The 7,666-nt window shown below is 73.4% G+C and carries 6 protein-coding genes; 2 read left to right on the forward strand and 4 right to left on the reverse strand.

Annotation, left to right across the window (positions count from 1 at the left end; genetic code table 11):
- Positions 1 to 121: 121 nt before the first annotated feature.
- Positions 122 to 1,402: a sodium:proton exchanger gene (locus tag Q7F20_RS16860; RefSeq protein ID WP_305741222.1), complete on the reverse strand. Its 1,281-nt coding sequence runs from the start codon at positions 1,400 to 1,402 to the stop codon at positions 122 to 124.
- 459 nt (positions 1,403 to 1,861) lie between these two features.
- Positions 1,862 to 2,506 carry a HEAT repeat domain-containing protein gene (locus Q7F20_RS16865; protein WP_305741223.1) on the reverse strand — a complete coding sequence of 215 codons (645 nt, stop codon included), beginning with the start codon at positions 2,504 to 2,506 and terminating at the stop codon, positions 1,862 to 1,864.
- A gap of 107 nt (positions 2,507 to 2,613) precedes the next feature.
- Here Q7F20_RS16865 and Q7F20_RS16870 point away from each other — a divergent pair, with 107 nt between their 5' ends.
- Entirely contained in the window at positions 2,614 to 3,567 is a 954-nt protein-coding gene (locus Q7F20_RS16870) for an aldo/keto reductase (RefSeq protein WP_305741224.1), read from the forward strand.
- Positions 3,568 to 3,734: 167 nt separating this feature from the next.
- On the opposite strand, the gene Q7F20_RS16875 is transcribed toward Q7F20_RS16870, so the two are convergent.
- Both Q7F20_RS16875 and pyrE read right to left on the reverse strand, forming a co-directional pair.
- The gene (locus tag Q7F20_RS16875) at positions 3,735 to 5,834 is read right to left on the reverse strand and encodes a hypothetical protein (protein ID WP_305741225.1); all 2,100 of its coding nucleotides are present in this window, start codon (positions 5,832 to 5,834) and stop codon (positions 3,735 to 3,737) included.
- Positions 5,831 to 6,382: an orotate phosphoribosyltransferase gene (gene pyrE / locus Q7F20_RS16880; protein WP_305741226.1), complete on the reverse strand. Its 552-nt coding sequence runs from the start codon at positions 6,380 to 6,382 to the stop codon at positions 5,831 to 5,833. The genes Q7F20_RS16875 and pyrE overlap by 4 nt, the downstream gene beginning before the upstream one ends.
- A gap of 41 nt (positions 6,383 to 6,423) precedes the next feature.
- On the opposite strand from pyrE, the gene Q7F20_RS16885 reads away from it, so the two are divergent.
- Positions 6,424 to 7,666: hypothetical protein (locus Q7F20_RS16885; protein WP_305741227.1), on the forward strand; the 1,243-nt coding region annotated here is incomplete at its 3' end.

Here is a 7,666-nt window from a genome sequence, read left to right on the forward strand (position 1 = left end):
CCGCGCCTCCCGTCCCCAAGCCAGCCTCACCGCGCCGAGGTCGTACAAAGCGCCACTCGCATCCGCTGAGATCGCACGAAAGGCCGGCCGCTCCGCTCGCCACGCGGCACGAAGTGCGACCTCACCCCCGCCCCGCGCGACGGAACGGCGCCGTCACCGTCGGCACGATCTCCCGTCGGTTGATCCAGGACACCACGACCGCCGCGACCAGGTGCACTATGCTGAGCACCCAGCGCCCGTTCGTGTCCGTCACGAAGAACTGCACCGCGAACAGCGCCGTGAGCCCGATCGCCGACCACCGGTGGAACCGCAGCGCGATGATGATCGCCACGCCGAGCACGGTCTGCGACGCGGTCAGCATGAACTCCTCGACCTGCCGACCGTCCAACGGCAACCCGCCCGAGGTCCCACCGCCGAGCACGTGCGCGATCGGCAGCGACCCGACGAGCAGCGACCACTGGTTGACCTTCGACGCGATGAGGGTCCCGATCGCGGCGCCACCCATCCCCCGCAGGGCGAAGAGCGCGGCGACGATGAACTCGGGTGCCTCCGTGGCGAGCGGCGCGAGCCACTGCACGAGGAAGTAGCTGTCGATCCCGAGCGCGCTCCCGGACTGCACGAGCGCGTCCGCGAACGGCTCCGCCGAGGACAGGATCACGGCCGCGGCGACGACGAACAGCGTGGCGATCGTCCACCGGCGCGCACGCTGCGGCATCGAGGCGATGTTGCCCGCCATGCCGACCATCTGCTCGTCGTCCTCGTCGTCGTCCGACACCTTCGACGCCCGCCAGAGGTACCAGACGAACGCGGCCAGCAGGACGAAGCCGAACCACATCGGGATCGACCTCATCAGCGGGATGAGGAACGCGACGAGTGCCAGGAGCGCCAGGAACCCGATGTCCAGGCGCGAGGAGCGTTCGAGCGACAGCACCCGCGTCACCGCTGCGGGCAGCGATCCGAGCCGGACGTACCGCCGTGCCACGAGCAGCGAGATGATCACCACGAGGGGCCACCCGAACCCGAGCAGCAACCGGTTCGAGCCGGTCATGTTCGCCGCGGCGAACTGCTCGTACGAGGGGTCGTACCCGGAGCGGAACGCGTAGTACAGGTCGACCGCGTACTCGGGGAGCACGGCGATCAGCGCGAGGATCGCGATCGCGAGGGCGCCGGCGATGTCCTTCTGCGCGGCCTCGGCGGCCCAGGCGAGCAGGAACGAGGCGGCGACGACCGCACCGCCGAACACGAGCAGGTCGACGACGGGGTCCGGGGCGAACCCGCCGATCCGGAAGACGACGGCGGGCAGGGCGATGGCGATGCAGATCGCGATGCGCCCCCAGGCGCTGGTTCCCATCCGGGGCGCCACGACCTCGGGCGTCGGGGCAGGGGTGAGGGTGTTCGTCATGGTGGTCCTCGTGGTCGAGCCATGACGCTGCACACACTCGAGCGGCTTCGGCCATGGCGGAACGGCCGAAGGTCTCGCTCGCCTCGAGGGCCACGCGCACCGGGCCGATCGTCGTGATGGCCAGTGTGTCGATGCACGCGTTGGGAGCTACTCCCCTTCGACGTCCACCTTGGCGCGCTCCGATCGGCATGCGCAAGCCGATCGGGCCTGTTCGTCGGCCCGAATCCGGGTGTTCCCCTGCCCGCCCCGTCACGGCCTGGAGGCGCGGGTCGGCCCCGCACCGCGCCTCCCGTCCGTCTGGTGGCCGCGCCCACCGCGTCGAGTGAGCAGGAATCGTCAGGCCGCGGTCCGCTACCCGACGATTCCTGCTCACTCGGCGGCGCGTCCCCCGAACGCCGCCCGCCCCGCCCCCCCCCCCGCCCCCCCCCCCCCCCGCGACGGCACGCCGCCTCGTGGCCGCTACCCCTTCGCGGAGCGGGTGCGGCCGAGGGCGACCTCGCGGCGGGCGCGCTCGACGGCGAGGGCACTCGCGGCGTCCGGGTCGCGGAGCAGCCGGTCGACCTCGGCCACGTGCGCCCGGACGTCGTCCGACCCGTGCGCGGAGGCGTCGTCGAGGACCGGTCGCACGACGTCCTCGCCGAGTGCGACCAGCGCGCGGGACAGGCTGAGCCGGGTCTCCTGGTCGCCGCGGCCGAGGTGCTCCGCGAGCGTCCGGGCGAGGGCGTCGCGTTCGGCGTCCGGGACGAGGGCGGCCGCCGTGCGCCACGCCGCCCGGAGGACCCCGACGTCGGAGTCCCGCAACGAGGGCCGGACGGACGGCCACACCGCGGGGTCGCCGATCTTGGAGAGCGTGTGCAGCGCCTGGCTCCGGGCTTGCGGCAGCGGTCGCTCGAGCTCCGGCAGCACCCGCGGGACGACTGCCTCGGCAGGGAGCCGGAGGAGCGCCCACGTGAGCATGTCACGCACGAAGAAGTCCGGCTCGACCGCGCACTGCTCCACGAGCACGTCGAGGTCCGCCGGGTCCGGGTGCGTCCCCGCTGCCATGACGGCGCGGAGACGGACGGATGAGCGCGGGTCGGCGAGTGCGGTGGTGAGCGCGGACATGGCCCCATGCAAGCGCACCGTCCTGCATGACGTCCGGAGACCGCCCGCCAAGGGTCGAGGCATAGCGTGGGGAGGTTCGTTCGACACGACCTTTCGAAAGGATCCCCATGCCCCGCATCGGTACCAGTGACCTCACGGTGTTCCCCCTCGCCCTCGGCGGCAACGTCTTCGGTTGGACGGCTGACGAGCAGACCTCCCACCAGGTGCTCGACGCCTACACCGCGGCCGGCGGCGACTTCATCGACACCGCGGACGTCTACTCCGCCTGGGCACCCGGCAACTCGGGCGGCGAGTCCGAACAGGTCATCGGCTCGTGGTTCCGGAAGTCCGGCAAGCGCGACGACGTCGTCATCGCCACGAAGGTCTCCCAGCACCCGCAGTTCCAGGGCCTCTCCGCCGCGAACGTCGCCGCGGCGGCACGCGCGAGCCTCGAGCGGCTCGGCACCGACCGGATCGACCTGTACTACGCGCACTTCGACGACGAGTCGACCCCGCTCGAGGAGACCGTGCGCGCGTTCGACCAGCTCGTGCGCGACGGACTCGTGCGGTACACGGCGATCTCGAACTACTCGAAGGAGCGCGCGGCGGAGTGGATCCGCATCGCACGGGAGAACGACCTCGCACTGCCCGTCGCGATCCAGCCGCACTACAACCTGGTCACCCGCGAGCCGTACGAGTCGGACATCGCTCCCCTGGCCGCCGCCGAGCACCTCGGGGTCGTGCCGTACTTCTCCCTCGCGGCGGGCTTCCTGACCGGGAAGTACCGCACGAAGGAGGACTTCGCCGGCAAGGACCGCGAGGGCCAGGTCTCCGGCTACTTCACCGACGAGGGGCTCGCGGTCGTCGACGCACTCGCCACGATCGCCCAGGACCGCGGCACCGAGGTCGCGACGGTCGCCCTCGCGTGGCTGCAGGCGCAGCCGGACGTCGTCGCGCCGATCGCCAGCGCGCGCAACACCGAGCAGCTGCCGGCACTGCTGGCGTCGGCGGAGCTCGAGCTCACCGCCGACGAGCTGCGGACCCTCACCGACGTGTCGGCGAAGGTCTCGGCCGCGGCCTGACGCCGGCGGACCGGTCGCCGGTCGACTCGGAACGACAAGATCGACGTCGTACGACATCGGGGATGTCGTTCCGAGTCCGCACGCCCCGCCCGGCCCCGCACGACCCCGCCCGGCCCCGCACGACCCGGCCCGGCCCCGACCCCGCCGGACCCGACCGGCTCCCGCGCCTACGCCCCCGGCGCGACCGACCCCGTCATCGTGTCCCCCGACGACCGCGTCACGAAGCACGAGATGAACGTGTCCCCCTGGTCCCACGTCGCCTGGTCGGGCGCGTACGACCCCTGCACCTGCACGTCCCCGTACGCCGCCGCGGCCGAAGCGTTCAACGCCTCCGAGGACTGGCACTGCTCGGCCGCCTGCGCCGCGAGCGCGTCCGGCCCGGGCCACTGGTTCGCCGAGACGGGCAGCCTCGCGGTGAGCTGGGCGACGTGCGGCGTCTGGCAGTCGACGACCGTGTAGGTCTGCGCCCACGCGTTCGTGAACGGCGACAGGCACTCCCCGCCGGCGAGGTCGGTCCACGCGTGCTCGCCGGGTGCCGCCGGCGTCGTGGCGAACTGCAGCGTCTCGAGCGAGGTCGACGCCGACGACGGCTGCGACGGCGCAGCGGTCGGTGTCGCCTTCGGGGTCGCCTGGGCCGATGCCGCCGAGGTCGCGGTCGGCGCCGGGGTCCGCTCGTCGATCCGGTTGCCGAGGATCCACTGCGTGAGGGCGAACACCGCCACGACCAGCACGACGATGAGCACGACCGAGCCCCAGACGAGCAGGAGCTTGCCGCGCCGCCCCTCGTTCCGGAGCTTCGCGAAACCCTCGTTGATGAAGTTGTCGCGGTCGCCACCGCCCGCGGAGGCCGGCGCCGCAGGTGCGACGGGACTGCGGTCGGGTGCCGGAGCGTGCCCGGGCGTGCCACCGACGGCCGGCATCATGCGCGTGCCGGTGTCGTGCGGGTCGTACCCGGTCCCGCCGAGCTGCCCGACGGCCTCGGTCCCGAAGAGGTCCTTGATCGCACTCGTGTCGCTGGTCTCGCGCCCGTCCCACTCGGACTGGTCGAGGTCGTCCGGCGCGGCGGCCGGGAGCGGTGCCGGCTCGTCGCCCTGTGGCGCCGGCTCGTGACCGCGGATGCCCATGACTGCGTCGAGGTCCTGTCCCACCGCCGGGGGCAGGTGCGCGGGGTACGCGGTCGTCTCCGCGTCGGAGGCGGCCGGTTCGACGAGCGGTGGCGCGGCCGTCGGCGGGACGGTGCCGTCCGGCTCGGCCCACCACGGGCTCCCGGCGACCGGCAGTGCGGTGGTCGGCTCGTCGGCCGGGAGGCGCGGCTCGTCCTCCGGCGCGTCCGTCGCCTCGTCGAGGTGCCCGGGCTCCACCGCCGTGGTCGGTCCGACGACGGGGGTCCCGTCCGCCGGGGTCGGCAGCTCGCCCGACACGACGTCCTCGTCCGACTCGTCGGCCAGGTTCCAGGAGCCACCGGCGAGCGCCGTCGTGTCGAACGCGTTCGTGGTCAGGGTCGCCGGCACCTCGCCGGTCTCGTCGTCGCGGATCGCCCAGTCGAACGGCCGCTCGTGGCCCCCTGTGCCCTCGGTCTCGTCGTCGCTGATGCGGAGGAGCTCGGTGAAGCTCGGAGGTTCGTCGGAGGACGGCAGGACGTTCTCGACGCCGACCGGCTGCGGTGCCACCGGGAACGCCGGGGCGGGAGCCGCGGGCGCGCCGGGCGGCTGCGAGCCCGTGGCCCGACCGAGCCAGTCGACGTCCTCGCGTCCGGCGCCGAACGGGTCGGTGCGGCGTCGTTCCTCGTCGACGGCACGGTTCTCGGCCGCTCGCTGGTCGCGGTGGGTCTGGGCCGTCGGCAGGCTGATCGACGACGGGTGCGGCGTCGTCGACGCCGGTGGGACGGGGGACGCCACCGGGATGCGGTCGGAGAGCGTGGCCCGCTCGGCCTCGGCGTCGGCCTGGGGGTGCTCGGACGGCGCTTCGAGCTGCTCGGGCATCGAGATCGCCTGCGTCGAGTCGTCGTCGGCGGACGTCTCGGGCTCGAAGGGGTCGGGCAGCGGTGCACCGGTCTCGCGCGCGGTCTTCTCCGCCTCGCGCCGTTCACGGCGCGAGGGCCAGTCGTCCGCTCCCCGCGGCGCACCGAAGATGTCAGCGGCACTGCGGAGACCGTGGAACGGAGCGTCCGGGGCGGAGCCGCGCCGTGCCTCCAGTCCGTCGTCCCCGTCTGCGGGACCGGCGGCCTGGTCGGGCTCGTGCGCGTCGTCCGGACGCTCCTCGGTCACGCGCTCAGCCCCAGATCGGCCAGCCCGATCGCCGCGAAGTACGGGTACCCGGCGGCCTCGATCTTCTCCTTGGCGCCGGTGTCGCGGTCGACGACGACTGCCACGGCGGCGATGATCGCGCCCTCGCGCTCGAGTGCCTCGGCTGCCTTGAGCGGCGACCCGCCGGTGGTCGAGGTGTCCTCGAGCACGATGACGCGCTTGCCGCGGAGGTCCGGCCCCTCGACCTGCTTGCCGCGACCGTGGTCCTTCGGCTCCTTGCGGACGACGAACGCGTCGTAGGCGAGCCCCCGGGCGGCCGCCTGGTGCAGCACGGCGCTCGCGATGGGGTCGGCACCCATGGTCAGTCCGCCCACGGCGGCGACGTCCGGCACCTGCCCGATGAGGTCGGTCATGACCTGACCGATGAGCGGGGCGACCCGGTGGTCCAGGCTCACCTTGCGGAGGTCGATGTAGTACGTCGCCTTCTTCCCGCTGGTCAGGGTGAAGTCTCCGTGGAACACCGCTTCGTCCGTGATGAACTGGATGAGCTGGTCGCGCGCGTCGGTCACAGCCCACAAGGGTAGCCGGTCCGAGTGGGTACGCTCCGGTCATGGCCTCCGACGCACGCACGACCACCGAGGTGGCGCGTCCGACGGGCGGCTCGCGGTGGCGCGCGCGAGGGCTCGCGGTCGGCCAGGAGGCGCTGGGCGCCCTGGTCGCGCTGGCCCTGTCCGTCATCGCCCTGCACCACGTCGTCGCGACCTCCAGGGTCGCCCTGCTCTGGTACGACGGCGACTCGGTGCTGTTGCCGCTCGTGGAACGGTCGATGCGGCTCGGCGAGCCCTTCGAGTGGGCGATGTCCCCGGCGCTCTTCTTCTTCCCGGAGCTGCCGGTGTACCTCCTCTGCTCCCTCGTGACGGCCACGCCGCAGCAGGCCCTCGCGCTGAACGGCGTCCTCGTGCTGGTCGCCGTGTACGCCCTCGTCCGGGCGGCGGCGAACGAGCTCATGCCGTCGGCTCGGCGGTCGGCACGGATCGCGGTCTCCACCGTCGCCCTCGGGTTCGTGACGCTCCTGGTGCTCACCGAGTCGTCGGCGACCGCGACCTCGTTGGAGCTCGCGTCCCTGCTCCTCACGACGACCTACTACTACGGCGCGGTCCTGGCGATGCTCGGCACCGCGGTCCTGGTGCTCCGGGTCGTGCGGCTCGGGCGGGCGTCGGTCGCGGTCCTCGTCGTGCTCGGACTGGTCGCCGCGTGCACGACGGCATCGAACCCGCTGTACGTCCCGTGGTCGGCGGGCCCGGCGATCGTGACGCTCGTGCTCCTCGCGCTCGCCCGGCGACTCCCGTGGCGTCCGGTCGCGCTGCTCGTCGGGACGCTCACCCTCGGCTCCGTCGTCGGGTACCTGCTGCGCATCCCGCTCCGGCCGTTCGTGTCGCTCGACCCCTCGAGCTACGTCCAGCCGTCGCGGGCGGCCGAGACGCTGGGCTTCTTCGCCGCGCTCACCGACGACCGCGCGGGCTCGGCGGCGGGCGACGCGGGGCTGCTCCTGCTCCTCGTGGGGGTGCTGCTGTCGGTCGGCGGCACGGTGTGGGCGTGGCGGGTCCGGACCTCGCGGACCGTCCTCGCCGCCGCCGCGCTCCCGCTCGTCACGGTCGCCGCGGTGTCGGTCGGGGTCGTCGTCGCCGGTTCCGAGACCCCGCGGTACCTCGAGCCGATCGTGACGGCGCCGCTGCTCGCCCTCGTCGCGGTCGCCGAGCTCGCCCGCACCGCCGTCCGTCGGACCCGGGTGCACCGACCGCGACGCGGCGTGCGGGCAGCGCTCGCCCTGGCGGCCGCCGGGGTCCTGCTCG

Origin of the sequence: Curtobacterium sp. A7_M15 (genome assembly GCF_030705415.1) — a bacterium.
GTDB lineage: Bacteria > Actinomycetota > Actinomycetes > Actinomycetales > Microbacteriaceae > Curtobacterium.